This window comes from Bradyrhizobium sp. UFLA06-24, from assembly GCF_054967145.1.
On the sequence record NZ_JADFUE010000222.1, the window covers coordinates 1 to 511 of the forward strand.

The 511-nt window shown below is 61.6% G+C and carries 1 protein-coding gene; it reads left to right on the forward strand.

Going from position 1 to position 511, the window contains the following annotated elements; translation table 11 throughout:
- Positions 1 to 511: IS256 family transposase (locus IF809_RS38755; protein WP_462840107.1), on the forward strand; the 511-nt coding region annotated here is incomplete at both ends.

Genomic DNA, 511 nt, shown 5'->3' on the forward strand with positions numbered 1-511 from the left:
GGTGGTTTCCAGACTGACGACGGAGTGGCAGCTCGAGTACGAGCGTTGGCAGAAGCGCGATCTGTCGGCGCGCCGGTACGTATACGTGTGGGCGGACGGCGTCTTCCTGCAGGCTCGCATGGAAGACCACAGCGAATGCATGCTGGTGCTGATCGGCGCGACGCCGGAAGGCAAGAAGGAACTCATCGGCTTCCAGGTCGGCGTGCGCGAGAGCACGCAGAGCTGGCACGAACTGCTCGTCGAGGCGAAAACCCGTGGGCTGAAGATCGCCCCGGAAATCGCCGTCGGTGACGGCGCGCTCGGCTTCTGGAAGGCGCTCGACGAGGTCTTTCCCGCCACGCGACATCAGCGGTGCTGGGTGCACAAAACCGCGAATATCTTGAACAAAGTCGCAGTGTCGGTACAGGCCAGCATGAAGAAGGATCTGCGCGAGGTCTATTTGGCGTCCAACCGAGCTTCGGCCGAAGTGGCGATCGATGTCTTTGCCGAGAAATACGGAGCGAAGTACGAC